The sequence below is a fragment of the Microcoleus vaginatus PCC 9802 genome (assembly GCA_022701275.1).
GTDB classification, from domain to species: Bacteria; Cyanobacteriota; Cyanobacteriia; order Cyanobacteriales; family Microcoleaceae; genus Microcoleus; species Microcoleus vaginatus_A.
In genome coordinates, this window is the sequence record CP031740.1 from 235,715 (window position 1) to 262,091 (window position 26,377).

A 26,377-nucleotide genomic window follows, 5' to 3' on the forward strand; every position below is an offset into this window, starting at 1 on the left:
ATCTACCAACTTTTTTATCAACTTAAAGTTTTAATCATCAAAAATATCCAACTGTTCGCCCTCCGACTCTTTTCTACCATTTTTTTTAACACCTTTCCGCAGCCCGATCGCAATTTTGCTATGTTTCTCAATCTGCTTCATCACCTGTCTCGCCCTGTCAATCACCGACGGTGGCAAACCGGCCAATCTGCCCGCTTCAATTCCGTAAGATTTGTCAGCACCTCCCGGCTGAACTTGGTGCAAGAATACGATTTGATCCGGTAATTCTTTCACTGTCACCTGATAATTGGCGACATTATCCAAAATAGAAGCTAACTCATTTAACTCGTGATAGTGAGTCGCAAAAATTGTCCGCGCCCGAATCTCAGTTGCTAAATATTCTGCTACAGACCAAGCAATCGAAAGTCCGTCAAACGTCGCCGTTCCCCTGCCAATTTCATCTAACAAAACCAATGATTGCGGCGTCGCGTGATTGAGAATATTTGCAGTTTCGTTCATTTCTACCATAAAGGTAGATTGACCAGTTGCCAAATCATCTACTGCGCCGACGCGGGTAAAAATGCGATCGCAAATTCCCAAACTCGCAGCTTTCGCCGGCACATAACTGCCCATCTGCGCCATTAACTGGATCAAACCCACCTGCCGCAAGTAGCAGCTTTTCCCGCTAGCATTCGGCCCGGTTAAAATAATTAAATCTGGGCGGTTTAGCGATTCTTCCCGACCCAAAAAAGCAGAATTAGGTACAAAAAATCCCGGCGGCAAAGACTTTTCCACGACAGGATGACAACCTTCAATAATTTTAATTTCCCGACTTTCTGTCATAGTCGGGCGGCAGTAATTCTGGTAAACTGCTACTTCTGCCAAACCGCACAAAACATCGGCCGCCGCCACCGCGCGGGAAACGTTGCGAATAATTTCGGCGTGTTCTCCTACCTCCGATCGCACTTGAGCAAAAATATCGTATTCCAATTGATTTAAATCTTCCCGCGCTGTCAGAATTCGCACTTCCCTTTCTTTTAATTCTTCAGTGCTGTAGCGTTCTTCATTGGTGAGAGTTTGCTTGCGGATGTAGTCGTTCGGCACTTGGTCTACTTTCGATTTGCTAATGCTGATGTAATAGCCGAAAGCTTTATTGTAGGCTACTTTTAAATTAGAAATTCCGGTGCGCTTTCTTTCATTTTCCGCCAAGTTAGTAATCCATACCAAGTCGGCTGATGCAGTTTCCCGCATTTCATCTAGCATGGGATTGATTCCCGGTCGAATCAAACCTCCTTCTTTTAAATGAATCGGCGGTTCATCAACTAAATGAGCGTGAATTTTAGTTGCTAACTCTTCTAAAATGGGCGGTACATTTTGCAGCGCTTTCAAATAGGGCGAGATCCCTTGGGCTGCGATCGAGGCTAATGCCGGCAGTTTTCCCAGAGAATCAGCTAAAGCGACCAAATCCCGCGCGCTAGCTGTTCCCGAACCGGCGCGGCCGGTCAGTCTTTCGATGTCGTAAATTTGGCGCAGCAACTGCTGCAAATCTTGGCGCAGGGCGTTATTTTCTACTAATTCTTGAATCGTGTCGTGTCGGGCGCCAATGCCTTTAATGCTGAGCAAAGGTTGCAGCACCCAGCGGCGCAAAGCGCGGCCTCCCATTGCGGTGCTGGTTTTGTCTATAGCCCACAGCAGCGAACCGTGAAAAACCCCATCTCTCACTGTTTGAGTAATTTCGAGATTGCGGCGGGTTTGGTAGTCGAGTATGAGAAAATCGGTGAGAGTGTAAGTGTGCAATCTTTGCAAAGAAACTGCTTTTTCTTTTTGAGTTTCTTCGAGATATTGCAGCAAACCGCCGGCGGCGCGCACTGCAAGGGAAAGGTGCGCGCATCCCATGCCTTCGAGCGATCGCACTTTGAACTTTTGCAGGATTCTCTGTTTTGCTTCGGACAAACTAAACGGAATTTGCGATCGCAAAGAATAGCAAAACGAATTCGGCAAACACTCTGGTAAATGCTCGGATTTCTCTCCGGGTCTCAACATAGTCACCAAATCCGGCGCATTAGTCGGTACCAAGACTTCCGAAGGCTGCAAGCGCAGCAATTCTAGGGTTAATTGTTCTAAACTGTCTGCTTGGGTAGTGACGAATTCTCCCGTAGAAATATCTGTATAAGCTAATCCCCAATGTTCCCCAGCAATGACGACTGCTGCTAAAAAATTATTTTGTCTGGGTTTGAGCATTCCGTCATCAGTCAAAGTTCCGGGAGTGAGAATGCGGGTAATTTCTCGCTTGACTTGGCGACCTTCTTTAGCAGCAATCGAGGCATCTTCCACTTGGTCGCAAACTACCACAGCATAGCCTTTTTCTACTAACATTGACGTGTAGCGATCGAGGGCGTGGTGTGGCACTCCTGTCATCGGCACTCTGCCGATTTCTTTGCCGCTTTCTTTACTCGTACAAACAAGTTCTAATTCCCGCGAAATCGTAACTGCATCTTGGAAAAAACACTCAAAGAAATCTCCGACTCGAAACAATAAAAGTGCGTGGGGATACTGTTCTTTCACTTCCACATACCGCTGCATCATCGGCGTTAGCTTGGTGAATTCTAGTAGGCGGTGGTCGGCATTGCGGATGTTGGCTTGATTGGGGTCTGTTGGGGTAGATGCAGTGTAAGGCATAAAAGGCGATCGATAAATTTTAATCTTTAACAACTTTAGCGCAAGCTCGGCTTTTAGCTCTAACTAATATACAATATTTGACGATTAATCCTCCTTAAGCAGGGTGCGTGATTCTCAATATTGGGAAAGAGTGTTGAGCTATACAAAAGTCACGCACCCTACTTAATAATCGATAAACCCGCTTTTAGTTGAGAATTTTTAGGTCGCTACTTATCTCATGTGAGGTATTAGAACCGCTGTAGTGAGGTTAAGGGCGAAATTTTTATCACTTGTGAGAGGGGAGCGCTCGGCGATCGACAAAAACAATCTCATCCATCTCGCTGTTAGCTGTTATGGCAGAAGGAAGAAGGAAGAAGGAAGAAGCAAGGATTTCAGCAATTAAGAGCGTCCTAACCGTCGGGCGTGGTTGCTATAAATGTTGGTGGTTAACAGAACAATGGGAAATCTCCCGCACTTTAGTTGGAGGATAAACTTTACATTTTTGTTATTGAAAACAGCCGGAAGATAGATTTATAAATTATACCTCGGATAGAGAGAGAATATATTTTATATGCTTAAAATTAAAACATCCAAGCAGATAATTTATCGGCGTAGTAAATTTAAGATTTAGAATCAAAAATCTGCTAGCTAGTAGTTAACTAGAGGAAAAAAAATAATGAAAGCTCTTTGCTGGCACGGAGCAAATGATGTGCGAGTTGATAATGTACCAGACCCAACAATTATCAACCCGCGCGATGCGATAGTTAAAATAACGTCTACAGCAATCTGTGGCTCGGATTTGCACCTCTACAATGGCTTCATCCCGACAATGCAATCGGGTGACATCATGGGGCACGAATTCATGGGGGAAGTAGTCGAACTCGGCAGCGAAGTCAAGAACTTAAAAAAGGGCGATCGCATCGTCATTCCTTTTACTATTTCTTGTGGCAGTTGCTTTTTTTGCAACCGCGATTTGTGGTCGCTGTGCGACAACTCCAACCCCAATGCAGGATTGGCTGAAAAACTCTACGGTCATTCGCCGGCAGGACTGTTTGGCTTCTCGCATTTAACGGGCGGCTATGCAGGAGGTCAAGCAGAATACGCGCGGGTTCCCTTTGCAGATGTCGGCCCTTTAAAAATTCCCGACGGACTTTCGGACGAACAAGTATTGTTCCTCACCGATATCTTTCCTACCGGTTACATGGCGGCCGAAAACTGCAACATTCAGCCGGGGGATACTGTAGCTGTTTGGGGATGCGGGCCGGTCGGACAATTTGCGATCAGAAGCGCGTTTATGCTGGGGGCCGATCGAGTAATTGCGATCGACCGCGTACCGGAACGCTTGCAAATGGCGGCCGCGGCCAACGCTGAAATCATCAACTACGAAGAAATGGACGCGGGGGAAGCCGTCACTGAAATGACGGGGGGACGCGGGCCCGACTCTTGCATCGACGCTGTGGGAATGGAAGCCCACGGCACCGGCCTCGACGCTTTGTACGACAAAGCCAAGCAAGCCGTGCGCTTGGAGACCGATCGACCCACCGCCCTGCGACAAGTGATCGTAGCTTGCCGCAAAGGTGGCACAGTCTCAATTCCCGGCGTTTACGGCGGCTTCGTAGACAAAGTGCCCTTAGGTGCAGCTTTCAACAAAGGCTTGACCCTGAAAATGGGACAGACGCACGTTCACCGCTATTTGCGGCCTTTGCTCGATCGCGTTCAAAAAGGCGAAATTGACCCGTCATTCGTAATTACGCACCGAATGAAGTTGGATGAAGCGCCCCACGCCTACGAGATTTTCCTCAACAAAAAAGACAACTGTATCAAAGTTGTCCTCAAACCCTAATTCGCATTCAATTGACAAGGAGAAACTATGCTTTTACAAGAAAAAGAATCAGGCGACTTGATAGAAATCCTTGATGTAGAGGCTTTACTCAGCCCTGCAAAAAATGAAGTGCCGGGAAAAAATCAAGCTGGTCAAGAAGAGCAAGAGACAGCAACTTTTCCCAAGAGTAATTTAGTGTTTCCTTCCGGTGAAGCTCTACCGCGCTGTTGGACTGAGGAAAATTATCAAACTCATTGATTCAACTGATTCTCCCCATCCCGCTTAACAAGGGGGGGACTCGAAGCTAGGGGGATGGACACAGCACATAAGTGTCCGCTAAACCCGAAAAACCGCTCTCCGATATGGGTTAAAACCCCTGCAGGAGAGGGGTTTTGACTTGTTTTTGGACAGAGGACACGGCGCCGTGTTTCGATAAATATAATGTACGATCGACCAAATTTAATATGGTCTTTAGTTCGCGGGCGCGAGAAACCGCATTAAACCAAAGTGATAGAAATAACCGGATTTGATTTAATTTCTTTATGACTAAAAGCTGATTCCCTGCCTCACTAGCAGCGTTACAAATAAGGAAAGTCAATCAAAAACCTCTGGTAGGAATTCTCCATGTTTTACCATAAGAAGCCACTACAGTATTACAAAAGACCAGAAAAGCCAGATGCCGTTTACGCCAAGCAAATACAAGAACTAATTGGCGGTACATTTGGCGAAATGACCGTGATGATGCAGTACCTATTTCAAGGTTGGAACTGCCGAGGTCCAGCGAAATATCGAGATATGTTGCTTGATGTCGGTACAGAAGAAATCGGGCATATCGAGATGTTAGCAACTATGATTGCTCACTTGTTAGATAAAGCTCCTGTATCTATGCAAGAAGAAGGTTTCAAAGATGCTGTGGTGGGTGCTGTGATGGGTGGAAGCAGCCCGCGAGATACGATCATCGGCAGCATGAATCCGCAGCACGCAATTGTATCGGGTTTGGGCGCACTTCCTAGCGACAGCGTAGGGTATCCCTGGAACGGCCGTTATATCGTTGCTAGCGGCAATCTTTTAGCAGATTTTCGCTCGAATTTGCACGCCGAATCGCAAGGAAGATTGCAGGCTGTGCGGCTGTATGAAATGTCAGACGATGCGGGCGTGAAAGACACCCTGAGTTTTATGATCGCCCGCGACACGATGCACCAAAATTTGTGGCTGGCGGCGATCGAAGATTTAGAAAGTTCGGGAATGGAAACAACCCCCGTTCCGAGTTCCTTCCCGCAAGAGTTGGAAAAGTCAGAATTTGCTTATCAGTTTTGGAATCATTCTGAAGGTACCGAAAGTAGCGAGGGACGTTGGGCGAAAGGCAAATCAATGGACGGCAAAGGCGAGTTTGAATATGTAGCCAATCCCCAACCGTTAGGGCCAGAACCAGTACCGCCGCCGCCCGAACCAAAATTGCACGGCACCGGCATGAAATAGGCAATCAAAAAGTTAATAGTAAGCTTGCCAGTCCCCGATTGACTAATTAACTAATTAAGGACTAAAGTGCTTACTCATAACCTAACAAAAACTAAAGTTCTTACTACTAACCAAAGGTTAGTGGTAAGAACTTTACTCGCTAATTTGCTTATTAATTAGTTAAGGACTTCAGTCCTTACTACAAACCAGGTTTTGACAAGAAGTCTAATAACTAACCACAAATAAGTTATGCAATTGCAAGCAGTAATTCTCGATATTGACGGTACTCTGACGCTCAGCAATGACGCCCACGCTCAAGCTTGGGTAGAGGCATTTGCCGCTTACGGCTACGACGTGCCGTTTGAGAAAGTGCGCCCGCTAATTGGTATGGGAGGCGACAAAGTTATACCGAAAATGGTATCAGAACTTTCCGACGAAGAAGGCGACGGCAAAAAGATTGCACAGCGGCGTAAAGAACTGATTATTAACCGCTTTTCTCCTGAGCTTTCTCCAACCCCCGGTTCGCGGGATTTGCTGTTAAAAATGCAGAAAGAAGGATTGCGGCTAATTATTGCTACTTCAGCTACCACCGAAGAACTTTCCGGTTTGCTGAAAGCTGCACAAGTTGACGATTTATTGGATCAAGGGCAAGCGGCGACATCGAGTGATGCAGAAGCTTCTAAACCGGAACCGGATATTGTGGAAGCTGCTTTGAGCAAATTGAAGCTGGAAGCGAGCCAGGTTGTGATGTTAGCTGATACTCCTTACGATATCGAAGCGGCGGGCAAGTGCGGGGTGCCAGTAATTGCTTTTCGGTGCGGAGATTTCGATGATGCTTCCCTGGCAAATGCTGCGGAAATTTACGATCACCCTGCAGATTTGTTGGCGCATTATGACGATTCTCTTTTAGGGAAAAAGGAATTGGTAGCGCGTTGAAGAAATAAGAGCGATCGCGGGTGGATTGGCACTATTAAGCGCGATCGCTCACAATCCACTCGACTTGATGTGCTTCTGTGATATCTGGAATATCCAGTCGCGCAGCTAACTTGCGAATGACTGCTTGCGGTACTGTTACTGTGCGCGATCGATTCCGCTGCAATATTTCTTCTAGAGACCCTTCTAGATAAACAATGCGAACTCGCGCTTGATAAGCAGCAAAAAAATCAATTAATTGCTGCCGCATTTGTTTAGTTGTATTCGTGGCGTTCCACACAAAAGAACGCCCCTCATTCATGTATTCGCGCGCTCTTTTTTTGGCTGCTGTCACCACATTTCCCGGGGTTTCGTCTGGAGGGACATTCATCTCTTTTCGCAGTGCATCCAGCGAGATTACTGGCAAATGTGGGAGATTTTTCTGAATCCAATAATCTTTACCGCTTGCCGGCAAGCCAGACATCAAGATTACTTCGCATCGAGTATCGTCAAATGCTTCGTAATCGGGATTTCCGTTCTCTTTGCGGAAGTAGATAAATCGGCTGTGTGCTGATGGAAACAGTCGGGGAGAATCCAAACAATTATTTTCTTGACAAAACTCGCGAAATAGTTCTATTTTATCGAGCAATTCTTGTCTGTCGCTACACTGTCGGCCGCGCACGTCTGCTTCGGCTAAAAGTGCGAGAAAATCGCAGCGGACAACTTGACTAACTTTAATTACAGACTGCTGCGGGTTGGGTTTGTCGATTAGCCAGATGGGTAAACTGCCGAATTTGACGATCGCCACAACTGTTTCGCGAATCTCAAACTGCACGGGCGGCTCGAATTGAGATAAAATTTGTCTGACCATTCTCGCACCTTGGCGGGCGTGACCTTTTGAGCTAATTCTCCCGTCTGCTTCTATTTTTGTAAAGGCTGGTTTGGCGACATCGTGCAGCAAAGCGGCCGCAAAAAGTATCGATCGTTCTTCTTCGTGAAGTTGCCGCCAATTTGGGGAAGATATTAAGGCTTCGCAGACCCTTCTGGTGTGAATTAAAACGTCTCCTTCGGCGTGATAAATCGGGTCTTGCTGACATCCTTTTAAGTTTTGAATCCAATCGAAATGATTTTGAATGCTGTCCCAATCCAGAAACCAATCGGGCGGTTCGGGACAAAAGGGAAAAGTCCAAGTTGGCAAGGGCGATAACAGTGTATTCATAAATTCACCTGCTGGTTAATTAAATTTAAATAAATCGGTACCCGGACGCAGAATATTGGGTATGATTGGGCGATTTAGCCAATGTCCTTCGGCATTCTTAATAGCTGTCAAAAAACTGGCACGCACGTATTTATAACGCGCTTTTACTATGCCATATTCTTCGACTTTAATGTACAAACCTTCCATAATCTCGCTCTTGTCAGTCTCTTTCAAACACCGTTCTTCATCTAACCCCAATTCCCCGCAGTACAAACGCAAGCGTTCCAAATGTCCGGGTTGAATAAAATTAGACTTTTCCATAAACTGCATCATTTGCTTGGGAGATTTTAAAACTCCAGAAAACACCACGGGAACGGACACTAACGGCAGTCCATTTAACAACTTGCGGCGGGATTCTGTACTCAAAAAGTGATTTGTTTCTAAGTCCAGCACGTCGTATTCCATAAAATAGTGCGGCAAAAAATCATAAAAAACAGTGTGTTTGGCATAAAGCCATTCGCCGTAAAGAATGTAGCGATTTCCCAGCACTTCTCCCAGGGCTCCGCTGAGACTGAAAGCCCACTGTTTGAATAAGTTAAAATGTTTTTCTCTGGGCCCACCGGTGAGATAGTGGCCGCGACTTTGCAGCAGCATTTGTCCATCTGGTGCAAAGCAGATGCCTGTATTAGCGCCGTCTACCTTTTCTTCAATCACTGTCGGGCGATCGTTCAGGGCGCTAAATGGCACGCTGTCGAGGTCTTCATCACCCGGTTGGAAACGCGAACCTTCGATGTGATAAGTTCTAGGATATTTAACAATTTTGAGCATCAGCCCATCCATTTTAGATTTGAGATTTCAGAGGCAACCCCATCCATTTTAGATTGTAATTTTAGATTTTAGACTTTAGAGGCGACCGAATCTATTTAACCATTATAATGGAATGAGCACAAAGGAGCCTGTAAGTTGAAAAATCAAAGTTTCCAGAGCATATCATCAGCAATCGCTGGGATTCTATTAGTAGGCGCGCTACTCCTCGGATTAAACTCTTTTGTCGTCATCAATCCAGGCGAAGCAGGTGTTGTCAGCGTTTTAGGAAAAGCCACAGATGGAGCATTGTTAGAGGGGTTTCACCTCAGACCCCCGCTAATATCCAAGGTAGATGTGTACGATGTAACCGTGCAAAAATTTGAAGTTCCCGCCCAAAGTGCTACTAAAGACCTTCAGGATTTAAATGCCAGTTTTGCGATCAACTTTCGCCTCGATCCTGAGAAAATAGTGGAGATCAGAAGGACTCAAGGAACTTTGGAGAATATAGTCTCAAAAATTATTGGTCCTCAGACGCAAGAAGCATTTAAAACAGCGGCTGCACTGAGAACCGCCGAACAATCTATTACTCAAAGAAGTGAACTGAAGCGAGACTTTGATACTGCGCTGAAGGAGAGGCTATCAAAGTATGATGTAATCGTGCTCGATACGAGCGTGGTTAACATTCGATTCTCCACAGATTTTGCGAAAGCGGTTGAGGAGAAACAGGTTGCTGAACAGCGGGCGCAAAGAGCTGTTTATGTGGCTCAGGAAGCAGAACAACAGGCTCAAGCTGATATTAACCGCGCTCAAGGTAGGGCTGAAGCTCAAAGGCTGTTGGCGGAAACTTTGAAGGCTCAGGGCGGCGATTTAGTTTTGCAAAAAGAGGCGATCGAAGCTTGGAGAAGTGGCGGCGCTCAGATGCCAAAAGTGCTGGTGATGGGCAGCGGTTCGAGTCGGGTTCCTTTCATTTTTAATATGAGCGATATTCAGGAAGAACCCGAGCACCCGCAAGTGACCAACAATTAAAATATGACTGAGGGTAACCAACCCGGTGTCTGGGAAAATATTGGCTTTGCTAACCACAAATCTCGGAATAAACCGGGTTTCCTGAGAAGGCACACATAAGTCCTATGAGAGTTGCCGCAATATGCTACACTTCTGAAAGCCACAATATAACGACAGTTTGAAACCTGTCGTTATAAAAGCGAAGTCCGCAATTAACACGCAGGCAACACACTCATTTTAGGAAGCAAGGAAAAATCATGACCCGCGCTATTATGGAAACCGACAAAGGCACAATCAATTTGGAATTGTTCGATGCGGATGCGCCTAACACAGTGAAGAATTTTGTTGACTTGGCGGAAAAAGGTTTTTACGATGGATTGGCCTTTCACCGAGTCATTCCTAACTTTATGATTCAAGGTGGCTGTCCCAAAGGCAATGGAACGGGCGGGCCGGGCTACAAAATCAAGTGCGAAATCAACTCCAAAAAACATTTGGCAGGCACTTTATCGATGGCTCACGCAGGCCGGGATACGGGTGGCAGCCAATTCTTTATTTGCCATTCTCCCCAGTCTCATTTAGATGGAGTTCACACAACTTTTGGCCAAACTGAGGATATGTCTGTCGTCAATGCTATCCGCCAAGGTGACAAGATTATCTCGCTGAAAATTGAGCATTAATTTTCAGTAATTTAGTGGCGTTTGTAGTAAGGACGAAGAGTCCTTATTGCAAACAAAACTTGTGAAAGTTAAGAGTTTTAAAATCTACAATTTATGACTGTTATCAATGATTCGGCTGTGGTGGCTGAGTTAACTGAACTATATTTAAAATACGAAAAAGCTCTTTGTACGAACGATATTGAAACTCTCGATAACTTGTTCTGGGATGCGCCGGAAGTCGTGCGGTTTGGGGTGACGGAGAACCTGTACGGGAGCGATGAGGTGAGGGCTTTTCGCAAAGGGCGATCGCCTGTAAATGTCGATCGAGAAATGTTCAATCTCAAAGTCGTGACTTTCGATGCAGACACGGCGGCTGTGACGCTGGAATTTCGCCGTGCTTACGATGGAGTGGTGCGGCTGGGGCGGCAGAGTCAGATGTGGCGCAAGTTTCCTCAAGGCTGGAAGATTGTTTCCGCTCACGTTTCTTTTTTGCCGCTGTAGATGTTATGTCATTTCCGTTGAATTTCCCGTAATGAAATTCTGTCGATCGGGCTGGGCGGGTTTATAGATATTATGGATGTGAATTACAGATTGTTTGTGAAACCCGCCCCTACAAGTATTGTGGTTAATTTACCTAACAGGATATTAAAGCTAAGAAAACAATATATTCAAATGTAAAATGAGTATTTTAATTTGATTATTGTTGAGTTCTTTAATTCGGCCTATATTTTTTTTACTTTACTATTAGTACCTCTTTTTTTTACCATATCCCCTTCCCTAATACAGTTCATACTTGAGCAAAGTACACGGAATCGATCCATTAAAAACCGGAATTCGTCGCGATGTCCTGAGTCCAACCTTTTTACCCAACTCCTTATTTCCTGTCAAAATAAACGCATTCCAACCTTTAAAACGATGCTTAAAAATATCCCCCAACATCTTGTATAAATCTCCCAATTCGCTAGCATCTCCCAGGCGCTCTCCGTAGGGAGGATTGCAAATCAAAACGCCTCTGTCTGCGGGGGCTTCCAACTGAGATAATTCGGTTTGAGCAAACTGAATCTTACCGGAAATACCAGCTTGCTGCGCGTTCGTGCGAGCTTGAGTTAACATATCGGAATCGCGATCGCACCCTGCAATCACCTCTTTAAGCTCCGGTAACTCACTATTTTCAGCTTCGGCCCACAATTTATCCCACAAAGGTTCGTCAAAATCCCGCCAAGTCATAAATCCAAAATTTTCTCGAAACAATCCCGGTGCAATATTCAAGGCCTTTAAAGTCGCTTCCAAAGGCAAAGTTCCAGAACCGCACATCGGGTCTAAAAACGGCAAATCTGGCGTCCATTCTGCCATTTCCAACAAAGCCGCAGCTAGGGTTTCTTTGAGGGGAGCAAGTCCCATCGCCGGTCGATATCCCCGGCGGTGCAAACTACCGCCAGAACTGTCTAAACTTAAAATAGCTCTATCTTGATGAATGTGAATGTTAATTAGCAAATCGGGATGCTCTACATCGACATTAGAACGCTTGTTAAATTGAAGGCGCTGTTGGTCGGCGATCGCATTTTTGACCTGCAAAGCTGTAAAGTGAGTGTGGTTCAAATTTTCGTTGCCACCGGTGCAGTTTACTGCTAAAGTATTTTCGGGATCTAAGTATTCGTCCCAAGGGATTTTTTGCACTTCGCGGTAGAGCATATCCGAGTTGTAACACCGGAATTCGGCGATCGGCATTAGCACTCGAAAAATTGTTCTCGACCACAGATTGACGCGGTACAATAAAGCACGATCGCCCGCAAAGTAAACCCCTGTAAAATCAGGCTTGACATCCTGGGCCCCTAAACGTTCTAATTCTTGGGCGGCAATAGTTTCTAAACCGCGCGCAACTGTAGCAAAATATTGATTCATTGATAATTGATAATTGGTAATTGCTTTTTCTCGATCACTCTAAATTAGATAGTAGCTGGTTTAAATCCTAACTCTCACAAACAATACTCTACCTTAAGCTAGATGCCTCGGTAAAAAAAATACTAATTTTCCGAACAGCTTTGTCAACAGGCGATCCCCCCAACCCGCACCCAATCTACCTTTCCCTACACAAAAACTCACGCCCAGAGGGTGCGCCTCCGCGCACCTCACCGCTGCAACTCACAAACTGTCAGTAATACTGGTGAAATTAAAAGCTTTCACGCGCACTCCGGGCACGACACTACCGCCATAACGCTTCACCGCACTAACTGCATCCACATCGCGCAACATATCAGGTAAAACTTGATTGAAACGCAGGTTTTTAATCGGGTAAGCAATTTTGCCATCCTCAATCCAAAAAGTACCGTCGCGAGTCATTCCCGTTACTTCCAATGTTTTCGGATTAACGTAGCGCACGTACCAAGCTCGACTGACGAAAATTCCGCGCTCGGTTTGAGCAATTAAATCTGCTAAACTTTGGTCGGAACCTGTCATTACGATCGGGTAATAAGCACCTTTTGCCTCTTTGCCTTTTTGTGCGGCCCAGTAGCGGGAATAAGACAAACTTTGAGGGACGCCATCTTTGATGATTTCCAAATAGTTATTGCTCAATCCGTCGCCGAAAAAAGTATTCGATCGCAACAAAGGATGAGCCGGATCGCGCTGCACTTGCACTAACGGGCTGAAAAGTTGTTCCCCCGCGCGGTTTCCCGCTGGTTTTCCCTCTGCATCGGCGATCGACATAAACGATCGCCCCTCATCCGCCGCCCTCGCATCCAGCCCCCAAATCACCCACGGTAGCAAGCCTGCAAAAGCAGCGCCCTCAAGGATTACCGGATAAACGCCCGGAGTGATGGGGCGCGGGTTGCGGGATGCGATCGCCCGATCGAGCACTTGTTCTGCTAATTCGGCGATCGGCAATTCGTTGATACTCCAAGCAGTGCTCTGAGCCCAACTAGAACCGTCTTCAACGCGAGCAGTAAAGCTGAAATCCGCCTTTGTAGACTGGTTGCAGGCGTGGAGTCCGGTTGACGAGGCGATCGCGTACAGCGACGCCTCAGTGCTCAAAGTGCCCGAACCATGAGCGCCCCCCTGGGAGGATCTCGCGCAAGCTTGCTGCACCAATTCGGCCCGCGCTAGAGGCGATACAGTTGCGGTTGCTGCGTCGAAGGCGGGCGATCGCAAATCGTAGGTTTGAGGCGGCAGCAGCGGCATCCATTCGGGGTCTGCCGGCGCAATTCTGGCCAATTCTTCCGATCGCTTGACTGCGGAGGCGATCGCATCTTCATCAAATTCTGTAACAGCAGCAGAGGCGCTTTTGTTGCCAAAATAGCTAGTAATGCTCAGGCTAAATACAGTTTTGCTAATATTTTGGCTGATTTGATTTTCCGAGAAGCGGGAAAGAGATTCCTCGCCAGTAGAGAGACTGACAAACACTTCCTCTGCTTTGGATAGTTTGACTGCTTTTTCTACTACAGATAAGGCTTGGTCTTCACTTAAAAGTGCGGGCGATGTTGTTACAATCATGATTGGTAATTAGGCATTGCGAATTGGGCATTGCGAATTGGGCATTGCGAATTGGGCATTGCAAATGGGGCATTGTTAGCAATTAACTAATAACTAAGAACCGATCCCCCATGTCCCATGTCCTATTACCCAATTTGAATATTCCTCACTCGCACTGGTACACAAGCGTGAGTCATCTGAGCAACCTGCATCGGCTCGCCCTTGCCACATATATTCGTACCGCACTGAACCAGCTCCGAAGCCGGCCCGATCGCATCTATTTGATTCCAGAAATCAGTAGTCATCGCCTGATAAGTTACATCCTTCAACATACCGACAACTTTACCTTTTTCCACCTTCCAAAAAGCATCGCCGCCGAATTGAAAATTGCGCCGCTGCTGGTCTATGGAATAACTACCCATACCGTCGATTAAAATCCCGTCTTCCGTATCCGCAATCATCTCTGCCAAAGTAGCAGTATGGCTGCCGCCATCCGGGCCCGGCTCCAATCCCAAATTGGGAATTCTCACCATCGGCACGCTCGACCAACTGTCAGCGTAAGCAGAACCGTTGCTGCTACCGCGTCCGAGGCGATAAGCCGTCTCTCTGTCAGTGAGATAATCAACTAAAATTCCATCCTTGACAACGTACCAATCTTGTGACTTTACGCCCTCATCATCGTAACCCATTGTACTGCGGCCACCTGGTTGAGTGCGATCGCACTTAAAATTCACCCAAGGTGCAGCGTATTGCAGTTTATTTAACTTATCAGTAGTAGCAAAGCTCGTGCCAGCAAAATTAGATTCGTAGCCGTAAACCCGGTCTAATTCAGTTGGATGTCCTACTGATTCGTGGATGGTCAAATACAAATTTGTCGGCTTAAGAATCAGGGATTTGCAAATACCAGCAGGGATTTTGGTAGCGCGGACTTTCTCAATAGCTTCGGCGGCAACTCTTTCAACTTGACTCAACAAATCATCGGGATTAATATGTTCGTAACCGATATTAAGTGGGGGGCGTTCGTAACTGCGACTTTGGGCATCGCCGCCTGCAATTGCCGTACAGCTAAAACCCGGATAGCTGCGGTAGATTGTTTGTTCGATTAGCGAGCCTTCTGTAGAAGCAAAAACCTTGTCTTCGCGGCTTGACTGCAAAAAAGAATCAGCTTTTTTGATGCCTTGTGCGCCGTGTGCTAGCAGCTTCTCGTTGATAGTTAGCAGCAGTTCCGCTTTATCAGCAACCGGTACCGAAAAAGGGTCAATGGCGATGGGAGTTATATAGGTATCGACATATTTTTCGACTGGTACTAACCGCACCGGTTCCTTCTGAGTTAAGCGGCTGCCTTTAGCGATTTCTACAGCCAAAGCGACTATTCTTGCAACCTCTGCCGGCGTTTTGCTGTGACTGGCGGCAAACCCCCAAGCGCCGTCTAGAAGCACTCGCACGCCAAAACCGGAACTTACATTATCTGACAGTTGACTTAAAGATCGATCGCGCGCGTAAAGATTCTGCCTTCGGTAACTGCAAAAACGCACATCACCGTATTCGCAACCTGTTTTCCGAATCAAATCTACAGCCAAATTTGCTAACTCGTTAGCAGAGATTTTTGCAGTTAATTGCACCATAGTTATTTGTCATTCGTCATTAGTTGTTAATTATTATAGCGCTTTTTAATTATTTGAACCATTTTCAACAAGCCTTGTATGGGCGGGCAGGATGCCCACCCCACAATAAATTCACTCTTTGTGGAACAGGCATCTTGCCTGTTCTTAAAAATAGTACAAAGAGTGAGTTTAATCGCGGGCAGGATACCCACCCCACAATAAATTCACTCTTTGTGGAACAGGCATCTTGCCTGTTGTTTATTTTTGGGCAATATCTCAGTTTAATCTCACTCCATCTCCTGCAAAACCCCTGTCAAAATTTCCACAATGCGATCGATATGTTCCTTCTCAATAATCAACGGTGGCGACAAAGCAATAATATCACCCGTCGTCCGAATCAGCAACCCTTTTTCATAGCACTGCAAGAAACAATCAAAAGCCCGTTTCCCCGGCTTCCCAGCAATAGATTCTAACTCTATCCCGGCGACAAGTCCCAGATTCCGAACATCAATTACGTGCCGCACTCCCTTCAAAGAATGCACCGCATTCTCCCAATAATCTGCCATCTTATCGGCCCGTTCAAACAGCCTTTCTTCCTCATAAATATCCAGCGTCGCCAAAGCAGCCGCACAAGCCAGAGGATGACCAGAATAAGTATAACCGTGAAAAAGCTCGATCGCATTTTCAGGAGCATTCATAAAAGCATCATAAATGCCTTCTTTGACAAACACCGCCCCCATCGGCACCGTACCGTTAGTTATCCCTTTCGCCGCCGTCACAATATCGGGAACCACCCCAAAATATTCCGTAGCAAAACTAGAGCCTAGCCGTCCGAATCCGGTAATTACCTCATCAAAAATTAGCAGAATTCCGTACTTGTCGCAAATCGCCCGCAGCCGCTCCAAATAACCTTTCGGGGGAATCAAAACCCCTGTAGAACCAGCCACAGGTTCGACAATTACCGCTGCAATATTCGACGCATCGTGCAAAGCGACAATCCGCTCCAATTCATCCGCCAAATGCGCTCCCCATTCCGGTTGTTTGCGGCTGAAAGCATTGTGTTCGAGATTGTGAGTGTGAGGCAAATGATCGACTCCCGTCAGCAAACTGCCAAAAAACTTGCGGTTTGTACCGATACCGCCGACAGAAATTCCCCCAAAACCAACGCCGTGATAGCCGCGTTCCCTACCGATCAATCTTTGGCGAGTTCCTTCACCTTTCACCCGGTGATAAGCAATCGCAATTTTCAAAGCAGTTTCTACAGATTCCGAACCCGAATTAGTAAAGAAAACGCGATCGAAATTGCCCGGAATCATCTTTACTAAACGTTCCGCTAATTCAAAAGCCCCCGGATGTCCCATCTGAAAAGCCGGAGAGTAATCCAAACGCAAAACCTGCTGTTTAACTGCTTCGGCAATTGTCTCGCGGGCGTGCCCTGCATTCACGCACCAAAGCCCCGCAGTACCATCTAAAATTGAGCGGTTATCATCGCTTGTAAAGTGCATATCTTTCGCCGATACCAGCATTCGCGGATTGGCTTTAAACTGTCGGTTGGCCGTGAAGGGCATCCAGTAAGCGTCCATATTTGTCATCGTTTTTTTATCTTTTTATATTGATGATTCTCCCTCCAAACTATAACTTGCTACCGATTGCAGAGGGCCCGACACTTATTATAATTTTACAAACATCTCTTTTAAACGAACCGCGAAGACGCAAAGAGCGCGAAGGAAGAGAAGAAAGAGGTTTTTATCATTTTGAAGTAGAGTATTTGCCTGAAGACATCTACCTATCTTCTTCTTTCTTTTCCTTCGCGCCTTTGCGGTTAATTAAATAGATATTCTTTAATTAACGATCGCCTCCACAGACTCATGCTGCAACAAACCAGTTAGCATTTTCACAGGCCGCTCCCCGTAGGGCCAGGCGAAAGCATGGCGGAAAGCAGCTTCTTGACACGCTTGCAACTGCCGAAAATCAATGATATCCAAAGTTAACAAATTCTCGTACTCGAAAGGCAATCGCACGTTGTGCAATCCCGCGTTGTCAGTACAAATGGCAATATCGACGCCAGCTTCAAAACATCGATCGAACACAACCTTCAATTCGCGCATATCTTGCAAGGTTCCCGTTTTGAGATAGGTAGTCGGGCAAACTTCCAAGCATTGACCCCTGCGCGCGACTTCTGGCAGCAGTTCGGGATATTTTAAGGGAATTTGAATCCCGTGGCCGATACGCATCAGATAGGGCAAAAGTTCGGGATAACAGCCAGAGGTAGTTTCGTAGAGGTGGCCGGTAGTTTTGATGCCGATCGACCTCGCGTACTGGTACAATCCGACAAACTCCTCCAAACGTTCCCCTATACAATCATCGCCGCCAGCTATATCGATCGCGCAAACATATTCTCCCATCCCGGCCGCCAAATCTACGATCGCCCGATTCACCTCATAAGGTAAACGCGAGTGCATACACAAAATTTGGCTGGTAACAATCGGACAATCGCTAATTTGACTTGCCTTGCCCACAACCTTTACAATTTCTGCCATCAAATCAATGCGTTCTGACTGATTCAAATGTTCTGGAGTCCGCAAATAAGGCGTATAGCGCAACTCCAAATAAGCCAGATTTTCAAACACGTAAGCGCCCCGCATCAACCGATAGATAAAATAAGGCAAAGTCTCAACAGTTTGAACGCTTTCTACCAGTGTGTGCAGTTCCAAATACTCATTGAGAGTATTGCGCGGACGAGTGTAAAACTCCTCAAACTCCGAGTATTCTTGAAATCGATTAACCATCTCAGCATTGTGGCGATCGAAATACCGCCACAGCACCCTAGGAACAACAGAACCACCCAGATGGCGGTGCAACTCAGCGTGTAAAGTCATGGCAACAAAGCCTCTATTTTCTCAATCTTAACAAAAATTAATTTGACCGAAAATAATGGGGTCTGTTGCCCCCGGACTCGTCTGTGGCTCGCCTCTCACTAATATGCGTAGCCGATCGACCTGTGAACCGATGTATGCGGGGCGTAGCCTCTAAAATCTAAAATCCAAAATCTAAAATCTAAAATTGATTGACATTTTGGACGTATTCATACATAATCGGAGATTGTGTCAACCTGAACTGAACGCGAGAAACCCTTGGCTAACGTAGTTGTGATCGGCGCCCAGTGGGGCGATGAAGGAAAAGGCAAAATTACCGATTTGCTCAGCAAATCCGCAGATATCGTTGTCCGCTACCAAGGGGGCGTCAACGCGGGTCACACCGTGGTAGTTAACGGTCAGACTTTCAAGCTGCACTTAATTCCGTCCGGAATTCTCTACCCTGATAAAGAGTGTATCATCGGCTGTGGCACGGTCATTGACCCGAAAGTTTTAATTGCAGAGTTAGATCAGCTAGAGGCACTGAATATTTCGACAGCCTCCCTGATGATTTCGGAGACGGCTCACGTGACGATGCCCTATCATCGATTAATTGATGTAGCATCGGAAACCCAGCGGGGAAATTATAAAATCGGGACCACGGGACGCGGAATTGGCCCTACTTACGCCGACAAGTCCGAACGCACTGGCATTCGGATGCTAGATTTAATGGACTTGGAAGGGTTGCAAGAACAATTGGAATGGACGATTAATTGTAAAAATGTCCTTCTCGAAAAACTCTACAATTTGCCGCCTCTAAATCCGCAAGAGGTAATTGATGAATATCGAGTTTATGCGGAACGTTTGCGGCCGCACGTAGTAGATAGTTCGCTGAAGATTTATGAGGGAATTCACAAGCGGAAAAATATTCTGTTTGAAGGCGCGCAAGGCACTTTATTAGACTTAGACCACGGCACTTATCCTTACGTTACTTCCAGCAATCCCATCGCTGGCGGTGCTTGTGTGGGAACCGGAGTCGGCCCAACAGCAATTGATCGCGTAATTGGCGTAGCAAAAGCTTATACAACCCGCGTCGGAGAAGGCCCTTTCCCTACCGAAATGGTAGATGGAATAGGCGCAATTTTGGGCGATCGAGGTGCAGAATTCGGCACAACAACCGGTCGCAAACGCCGCTGCGGTTGGTTCGACGCAGTAATCGGCCGCTACGCAGTCCGCATCAACGGCCTTGACTGTCTGGCAATTACCAAACTAGATGTTTTGGATGAATTAGAAGAAATAAAAGTTTGCGTTGCTTACGAAATTGACGGCGAAAGATGTGTTGATTTCCCGAAAAGTTCCCGGATATTTGCTCACTGCAAACCTATTTACGAAAGCCTTCCCGGTTGGAAACAGTCTACGGAAGAGTGCCGGAATTTGGAAGATTTGCCGCAGCAAGCTTTGGATTATCTGAAGTTTTTGGCAGATTTGATGGAAGTGCCGATCGCCATTGTTTCTCTCGGTGCCAGCCGCGACCAAACTATTATTGTAGAAGACCCGATTCACGGCCCGAAACGCGCTTTGCTTTCTGCCGACGGCCATCCCGCCAAACCATTTTAGGTTTGAGATTTTAGATTGGGAAAGATTGATGGGGAGATTGGGAGAGTTGAAGAGGCCGAGATTCGGAGAATAGCCCAATTCGCAATTCCCAATTCCCAATTATTATTATCAAATATTCAGCGAATTTAATTAACTTCGATCGCTGTAGCATAAATTTGATAAAATGTAAAAACAATCAACAGAAAGTCATAAAATGGAACTCGCAGTAGAATGTCAAAAGCGGGCAGAAGGCAGCAAACCTAACGCCCTCCGCCGCTCTGGATTGATTCCCGCCGTCCTCTACGGCCACAAAGGCTCTGAATCCATTTCCCTTACCATCAAAGCCAAAACAGTTGAACACCTGCTCAAAAAGCACGTAGTCAACAATGCCCTAATTGACCTGAGCATTCCCGACCTCTCTTGGAGCGGAAAAACCTTGCTGCGGGAAGTTCAAGTTCATCCTTGGAAAGGCTATCCTTACCACCTGAGCTTTTTCTCCGTGGCGACTCAAGACAGCCTGGAAGTTGAATTGTCACTGCGTTTTGTCGGCGAACCAGTCGGCGTCAAGTTAGAAGGCGGCATCTTGGATACCGTGCTGACGCAACTGGCAGTTAAGTGCAAACCTGACAGCATTCCTGAAGCAATTGAAGTAGATATTTCTAATTTAAAGGTTGGGGATGCGGTGCACATTCATGAATTAGTTTTGCCTGAGGGAGTGGTAGCTCTCGGCGAACCAGATCAGGTGGTTGTTACGGTGCTGGGAATTCAAGCAGGTTCTGAACCAGAAGACGCAGAAGAAGACGCAGAGGCAGCAGCTTGATTAGTAATTGCTAATAGTTGTTAACTAATTGTTGAAAAAAAAAGGGCGATCGCTTTCTCCCAAAAGGGCGATCGTTTTTTGCTAAAAAGGCTATTCTCCTTTGGGTTGGCTCGCACATTTTCCGCCGTTTGTAATATTTTTTAGGCGGACTCCCTTGCCCAGTCCACAAGAAAGCCTCGCACAAGCAAGAACCGGCATGGTTTACTTTACTTTACAAAAGGGGCGATCGACCCGAAGGTACAAAAGTCGGGACTGGCGCACAAATCTCCCAGAAACCTTACTGATTCTTACATATTTAGCCGTACAATCAAAAAATCAGCCGAGAATCCCGGTTACTCGCCAGCACCGAGAGTCAAAAAAATTAAGAATTGGGGGAACAAGCCCGCTACTCTTAGTGTCAAACGCGAGTATAATTGTGAAACGTTTTGACTACCCTATTTAATTCCTGCCTCTGGAGCCGCCGCCCATATGCCATCAACAGTGAGTACAGAATCAACAGCGGTTCAATTTAACCAACAGGGAGAAATATACTTATCCCAAGGAAAAGTAGAAGAAGCGATCGCATCCTGCGAGCAAGCTTTGAAGATTCACCCCAATTTTGCACCAGCTTACAAGACTTTGGGCAACGCGCTGCAAGCTCAAGGCAGGATGGAAGAGGCGCGGCACTGGTACGCTAAAGCGATTGAAATAGAACCGAATTTTGCGGAAGTATACGCGAATTTGGGCAGCCTGGGCGCCCAGCAGCAAAAATGGCAGGAGGCGATCGGATTTTATCAAAAGGCGATCACGATTAAGCCGAATTTCGCGGGAGTGTACCGGAATTTAGCAAAAGTATTTGGACAAATTAGCAAACCGGAAGAAGCGCAGCAGTGCTGGTATCAAGCATTTAGTTTGGAACCGGAAAAAGTAGCGCCTGGGGAACACTTGAATATGGGCGACGCTTTTTTTCGGCAGGAAAAATTCCCCGAAGCGATCGCTTGTTACGATCGCGCCATAAAATTAAATCCTAATGTGGCGACTGCTTACCAAAATTTGGGCGAAGCGCTAAAAAAACAAGGCAAGTTAGAGGAAGCGACAGCATATTATCGCAAAGCAATTGAACTCAACGCAGCTCATGCGAGAAACGGTAGCGAGGGACAGCAAAGTTTAGGGGGTGCAACTGCGACAAACGGTGCAGTTAAGCAGCAGCCCGCAGCCACCCCAGTGAAGCCGCCAGTTAAGCCACCAGTGCAGCCGCCAGTGCAGCCGCCAGTTCAGCAGGCAGTTAATTCTACAATTAATATAGAAGATCCAGAAGCATACAAAATACTGGCAGAAGGCTATTTTGCTCAGGGTAAATTGGAACAGGCAATTTCTGCTTGCAAGAAGGCACTGCAAATTAAGCCGGAAGCACCGCTTTATAAAATGCTGGGCAACGCCCTACAAGCTGGTGGCAAAATTGATGAAGCTAAAAGTTGCTATGTCAAAGCAATAGAAATTAACCCAAATTTTGCCGAAGCATACGCTAATTACGGCAGCATCTGCGCGCAGCAGGAACAGTGGCAGCAAGCGATTTCTGCTTACGAAAAGGCGATCGCCCTGAAACCGGATTTTGCAGGTGCTTTCCGCAATTTTGGGAAACTGTTAAGTCAGTTAGGCAAGTCGGAGGAAGCGGCTGAGGCTTGGTATCGCGCATTGGCGATCGACCCGAAGTCTGCCACCGCCGAGGAACACGAGAATTTAGCCAAAACTTTGATCGAGCAAGGTAAGGTAGATAAGGGAATTGAGTGTTACCGGCGCGCGGTTGAGTTGAACCCAAATGCTGGCGCCGCTTATCATGAATTGGGCGAAATTCTCAGAAATCAAGAACAGTGGGAAGCGGCGGTAGATGCTTACAGCAACGCCATTAGAAACAATCCCGAACTTTCTTGGTCGCACAACAATTTAGCTGAGTCACTGGTTAAGTTGGAACGGTGGGAGGAAGCTGTAAATGCTTACCGCAAGGCGATCGAATTAAATCCTGATTTTAGCTGGTCGCACAACAATTTAGCAGATGTGTTGCTCAAGTTGGAACGGTGGGAGGAGGCGGTAAATGCTTATAGGAAAGCAACAGAATTAAATCCAGATTTCAGTTGGTCGCACAACTATTTAGCAGACGCGCTAATTAAACTAGGAAGGTGGGAGGAGGCAATTTCGGCTTACCAAAGGTCGATCGAACTCAATCCCGACCATTTTTGGGCGCACAATAATTTAGCAGAAGCGCTGGTGAATTTGGAACGGTGGGATGAGGCGGTTGTTGCCTACCGGCGTGCTAACGAAGTTAATCCGAATTTCTTCTGGTCGCAGAGCAAATTGGGCGACGCGCTGCTAGAAATGGAAAGGTGGGAGGAAGCGATCGATGTTTACCGACGCGCAGCCGAGTTAAATCCCGATTTTCCGTGGACTTATTACAACATGGCAACGGCTTGTGAGAAGCTGGAACGGTGGGATGAGTCGATCGCCGCTTACCGCCGCGCTGCGGAAATTCAGGCTGATTTGCCGTGGCTTTCGCAAAAGTTGGCTGATGCTTTGAGGATGCGATCGCAGTGGGATTTGAAGGAGGCGATGCGTTTGTACCGGCGGGCGATTCAAGAGAATCCTGATGACGTGCAGTTGTATCACAAGGCGCTGGAGATTGCGCCGAATGATGCTGACCTTTATGTTGAGTTGGCTGATGCTTTGGTGCGGCACAGTTGGCCGGATGGGGCGATCGTCTTTTATCAGATGGCGTTGCAGATTCGGCCTGATGACAAGGCTATTTCTGGGCGGTTAGAAGAGGTGTTAAAAAAAAAGGGTGTAAGTAGGGGGGCGGAAAAGAGCGATCGCGGTGTTCGCGGACACTCTGGAAAGGCGATCGAACACAGCCCTGGGATAGCTGCGGAGTACCACGAATTAGGGGCGTCTCTGCAAGAAGAAGGTAAATTGACCGAGGCTGTGGCCGCCTACCGCAAAGCAATTTCAATTAATCCGAATTACTTTGGAACTCACCACAATTTAGGCGATGTCCTGAAATGGCTCGGTAAAGTTGATGAGTCTATTAAAAGCTATCAGAAAGCTGCAGAACTGAATCCAAGTTTTGTTTGGGCGCACCACAACTTAGCTGATGTATTTCAAGAAGAAGGTCGGCTTGATGAAGCTGTTGCTGCTTATCGGAAAGCGATCGAGGTTGCTCCTGACTTTGGCTGGTCTCACTACAATCTAGCGAAAACTCTAGCTAAACAAGATAAGCTTTCGGAAGCTTTGGAAGAGTATCAGACGGCAAGCAAACTCGATCCGAAACTTTTTGGTTTGGATTATCAAAACGTACGAGATTCGCTATTCCTCGGTCAAGACCCAGCTTACACCAAGTGGCGCGCTAAGAACAGCCCCAGAGAAGCTGACTTGCGAAAAATGGCGGAAACATTAGAAATCTTTAACTACAAGCCGCTGATTAGCATTGTCATGCCGGCTTACAATACGCCAGAAAATTATTTGCAGGAGGCAATAGAATCAGTTCTCAATCAGATATATCCTTATTGGGAATTGTGCATTGCGGATGACTCATCAACCGCGCCTCATGTCAAGCAAGTTTTGCAAGAATATGCAGCCAAAGATAGCCGGATCAAAGTAGCTTACAGAACCAAAAACGGTCACATTTCTCACTGTTCTAATTCTGCTTTGGAGTTGGCGACGGGTGAATTTGTATCTTTATTAGACCACGACGATACGCTGACACCAGAGGCTTTGTATGAAGTGGTGCTGCTGCTGAACCGCCACCCGGAAGCGGACATGATTTATTCAGATGAAGACAAGATTTATCAGGATAAAGAACTGATAAACCCTTTCTTCAAGCCAGAATGGAGTCCGGATTCATTTTTATCTCGGATGTACACTTGCCATTTGGGAACTTACAGGCGATCGCTAATTAATGAAATCGGCGGTTTTAGAGCGGGTTTTGAGGGAGCTCAGGATTATGATTTGGTTTTGAGGTTTACGGAAAAAACTGACAAAATCTTTCACATCCCTAAAATTCTTTACCACTGGAGAATGCACGCAGGTTCAGCGGCTGGCGGTGTAGAGGCTAAACCTTATGCCTATGACGCAGGGCAAAAAGCTTTGCAAGAGGCGATCGAACGCCGGGGCGAACCGGGGAAAATTGAAGGCGTTCCCTACTTTTTGGGACACTTTATTGCACGCTACAAAATTGCCGATTACAAGCGGGTCAGCATCATTATTCCGACGCGGGATTTAGGCGATGTTTTGGACAATTGCTTGGAGTCTATCTTTACTAAGAGTGTCTACCCCAACTACGAAGTTATCGTCATCGATAACGGCAGTCAAGAGAAACACACGGCGGAAATTCTGGCTAAATGGACGGCTAAGGAATCAGCGAGGTTTAAAAGTTATCGCCTAGATATTCCGTTCAATTTCTCTAAGATTAACAACTACGCTGCTAGCAAGGCGGAGGGAGATTACTTGCTGTTTTTGAATAACGATACAGAGGTAATTACTCCCGATTGGATTGACGGGATGGTTGAACAAGCTCAGAGAAGCTCGATCGGGGCTGTGGGCAATTTGTTGATATATTCAGACAACAAAATCCAGCACGCGGGAGTGGTGATGGGACTCGGCGGCGGAGTTGCCGGTCACAGTTATTACCATATGCCGCGATCGATTCCTGGCTATTTCGGGAATGTGGTAGGCATGAATAATGTTTCAGCGGTAACTGCTGCGTGTTTAATGTGCCGCCGCGAAGTATTTGAAAGTGTTGGGGGGTTTGACGAAGAACTAACAGTGGCGTACAATGATGTGGATTTGTGTTTGAAAATGCTAGAGAAAGGGTACCGAAATATTTACCTGCCTCATGTAGTTCTCTACCACCACGAATCTAAAAGCCGGGGTTACGAAGACTCGCCTGAAAAGAAAGAGCGGCTGAGGAAGGAATCGAAGCTGATGGAAAGCCGGTGGCAAAAATATATTGAGAATGACCCTTACTACAGCCCTCATTTAACCAGAGCTTGTCAAGACAGCGGTATTAGATTGGAGGACGAGAATTGGCGGCCGACGAATTAGGAACATCCCCATGAATTAAGGGTGTCAATTTAAGACTGAAACCCTCTGTATCTCTGGTTTGTACCAAAGTCTTGATGCCCCTCGCATCCCCCTTAAGAAGGGGGAATTTGAACGCTTATTGTTCACCCCTTGTAGAGGCCGGGCCCCCGTACCGGGTCTGGACTAGGGAAATAGAGAGGATTGTGACTCAGACTCAAGAAGAGGGACGTTGAACGCTCTTGTCCCCCCCTTGCTAAGGGGGGCTAGGGGGGATCGAGAGGATTGTGACTCAGACAGAAAACCGATACAATTCACCTGAGGGTACCAATGTCAAAAACCTGTAGGGGCGGGTTCACCGATAGCTTCAAGGAATACCCAAAGACTAAAAAACCCGCCCCCACCCCGCGCGAGAATCCTGAAGATTGACATTGGTGCAAGTTCTCAGATACAAGGTAGTTATAAACCCAGCCTCAACCAAGCTAAAAAAAAT

Annotated in this window: 19 protein-coding genes; 11 read left to right on the plus strand and 8 right to left on the minus strand. The window is 46.6% G+C overall.

Going from position 1 to position 26,377, the window contains the following annotated elements; all coding sequences use genetic code 11:
- Positions 1-30 precede the first annotated feature (30 nt).
- Positions 31-2,658 (minus strand): DNA mismatch repair protein MutS, encoded by a 2,628-nt coding sequence (mutS, locus tag D0A34_01070; GenBank protein UNU17629.1) that lies wholly within the window; start codon positions 2,656-2,658, stop codon positions 31-33.
- 655 nt (positions 2,659-3,313) lie between these two features.
- Between mutS and D0A34_01075 the strand changes: the two genes are divergently transcribed.
- The 4 genes from D0A34_01075 to D0A34_01090 all read left to right on the plus strand — a co-directional run bounded on the left by D0A34_01075 (position 3,314) and on the right by D0A34_01090 (position 6,853).
- Entirely contained in the window at positions 3,314-4,480 is a 1,167-nt protein-coding gene (locus D0A34_01075) for a glutathione-dependent formaldehyde dehydrogenase (GenBank protein UNU17630.1), read from the plus strand.
- A gap of 27 nt (positions 4,481-4,507) precedes the next feature.
- Positions 4,508-4,717 (plus strand): acetyltransferase, encoded by a 210-nt coding sequence (locus D0A34_01080; GenBank protein UNU17631.1) that lies wholly within the window; start codon positions 4,508-4,510, stop codon positions 4,715-4,717.
- Between the two features lie 366 nt (positions 4,718-5,083).
- Positions 5,084-5,938 (plus strand): manganese catalase family protein, encoded by an 855-nt coding sequence (locus D0A34_01085; GenBank protein ID UNU17632.1) that lies wholly within the window; start codon positions 5,084-5,086, stop codon positions 5,936-5,938.
- A gap of 228 nt (positions 5,939-6,166) precedes the next feature.
- Positions 6,167-6,853 carry an HAD family hydrolase gene (locus D0A34_01090; GenBank protein ID UNU17633.1) on the plus strand — a complete coding sequence of 229 codons (687 nt, stop codon included), beginning with the start codon at positions 6,167-6,169 and terminating at the stop codon, positions 6,851-6,853.
- A 34-nt stretch (positions 6,854-6,887) separates the two neighbouring features.
- Here D0A34_01090 and D0A34_01095 read toward each other — a convergent pair whose 3' ends face one another.
- Together D0A34_01095 and D0A34_01100 are read right to left on the minus strand one after the other, a co-directional pair.
- Positions 6,888-8,048 (minus strand): HD domain-containing protein, encoded by a 1,161-nt coding sequence (locus D0A34_01095; protein ID UNU17634.1) that lies wholly within the window; start codon positions 8,046-8,048, stop codon positions 6,888-6,890.
- 15 nt (positions 8,049-8,063) lie between these two features.
- Positions 8,064-8,858: a DNA ligase gene (locus D0A34_01100; GenBank protein UNU22117.1), complete on the minus strand. Its 795-nt coding sequence runs from the start codon at positions 8,856-8,858 to the stop codon at positions 8,064-8,066.
- Positions 8,859-8,990: 132 nt separating this feature from the next.
- On the opposite strand from D0A34_01100, the gene D0A34_01105 reads away from it, so the two are divergent.
- The 3 genes from D0A34_01105 to hpxZ all read left to right on the plus strand — a co-directional run bounded on the left by D0A34_01105 (position 8,991) and on the right by hpxZ (position 10,996).
- Complete coding sequence (locus D0A34_01105; GenBank protein ID UNU17635.1) at positions 8,991-9,860, plus strand: prohibitin family protein; 870 nt, start codon at positions 8,991-8,993, stop codon at positions 9,858-9,860.
- A 236-nt stretch (positions 9,861-10,096) separates the two neighbouring features.
- A complete protein-coding gene (locus tag D0A34_01110; protein ID UNU17636.1) occupies positions 10,097-10,516 on the plus strand; it encodes a peptidylprolyl isomerase in 420 nt (139 codons plus the stop codon).
- 93 nt (positions 10,517-10,609) lie between these two features.
- Positions 10,610-10,996: an oxalurate catabolism protein HpxZ gene (gene hpxZ / locus D0A34_01115; protein UNU17637.1), complete on the plus strand. Its 387-nt coding sequence runs from the start codon at positions 10,610-10,612 to the stop codon at positions 10,994-10,996.
- 276 nt (positions 10,997-11,272) lie between these two features.
- Here hpxZ and D0A34_01120 read toward each other — a convergent pair whose 3' ends face one another.
- From D0A34_01120 to D0A34_01135, 4 genes are all read right to left on the minus strand, one after another.
- Positions 11,273-12,397, minus strand: coding sequence for an RNA methyltransferase (locus tag D0A34_01120; protein ID UNU17638.1), 1,125 nt, complete (start codon positions 12,395-12,397; stop codon positions 11,273-11,275).
- A 240-nt stretch (positions 12,398-12,637) separates the two neighbouring features.
- A complete protein-coding gene (locus tag D0A34_01125) occupies positions 12,638-13,984 on the minus strand; it encodes a TldD/PmbA family protein (protein UNU17639.1) in 1,347 nt (448 codons plus the stop codon).
- A gap of 125 nt (positions 13,985-14,109) precedes the next feature.
- Complete coding sequence (locus tag D0A34_01130) at positions 14,110-15,588, minus strand: TldD/PmbA family protein (protein UNU17640.1); 1,479 nt, start codon at positions 15,586-15,588, stop codon at positions 14,110-14,112.
- Positions 15,589-15,854: 266 nt separating this feature from the next.
- On the minus strand, positions 15,855-17,159 hold the full coding sequence (locus tag D0A34_01135; protein UNU17641.1) for an aspartate aminotransferase family protein: 1,305 nt from the start codon (positions 17,157-17,159) through the stop codon (positions 15,855-15,857).
- A 23-nt stretch (positions 17,160-17,182) separates the two neighbouring features.
- Between D0A34_01135 and D0A34_01140 the strand changes: the two genes are divergently transcribed.
- Entirely contained in the window at positions 17,183-17,401 is a 219-nt protein-coding gene (locus D0A34_01140; protein ID UNU17642.1) for a hypothetical protein, read from the plus strand.
- A 7-nt stretch (positions 17,402-17,408) separates the two neighbouring features.
- Here the strand turns inward: D0A34_01140 and D0A34_01145 are convergent, their stop codons facing one another.
- Positions 17,409-18,446, minus strand: a complete 1,038-nt coding sequence (locus D0A34_01145; GenBank protein UNU17643.1) for an adenosine deaminase — start codon at positions 18,444-18,446, stop codon at positions 17,409-17,411.
- A gap of 255 nt (positions 18,447-18,701) precedes the next feature.
- On the opposite strand from D0A34_01145, the gene D0A34_01150 reads away from it, so the two are divergent.
- The 3 genes from D0A34_01150 (at position 18,702) to D0A34_01160 (ending at position 25,908) form a co-directional block, all read left to right on the plus strand.
- Complete coding sequence (locus D0A34_01150) at positions 18,702-20,039, plus strand: adenylosuccinate synthase (GenBank protein UNU17644.1); 1,338 nt, start codon at positions 18,702-18,704, stop codon at positions 20,037-20,039.
- A 193-nt stretch (positions 20,040-20,232) separates the two neighbouring features.
- Complete coding sequence (locus tag D0A34_01155; GenBank protein UNU17645.1) at positions 20,233-20,838, plus strand: 50S ribosomal protein L25/general stress protein Ctc; 606 nt, start codon at positions 20,233-20,235, stop codon at positions 20,836-20,838.
- A gap of 468 nt (positions 20,839-21,306) precedes the next feature.
- On the plus strand, positions 21,307-25,908 hold the full coding sequence (locus D0A34_01160; GenBank protein UNU17646.1) for a tetratricopeptide repeat protein: 4,602 nt from the start codon (positions 21,307-21,309) through the stop codon (positions 25,906-25,908).
- Positions 25,909-26,377 lie beyond the last annotated feature (469 nt).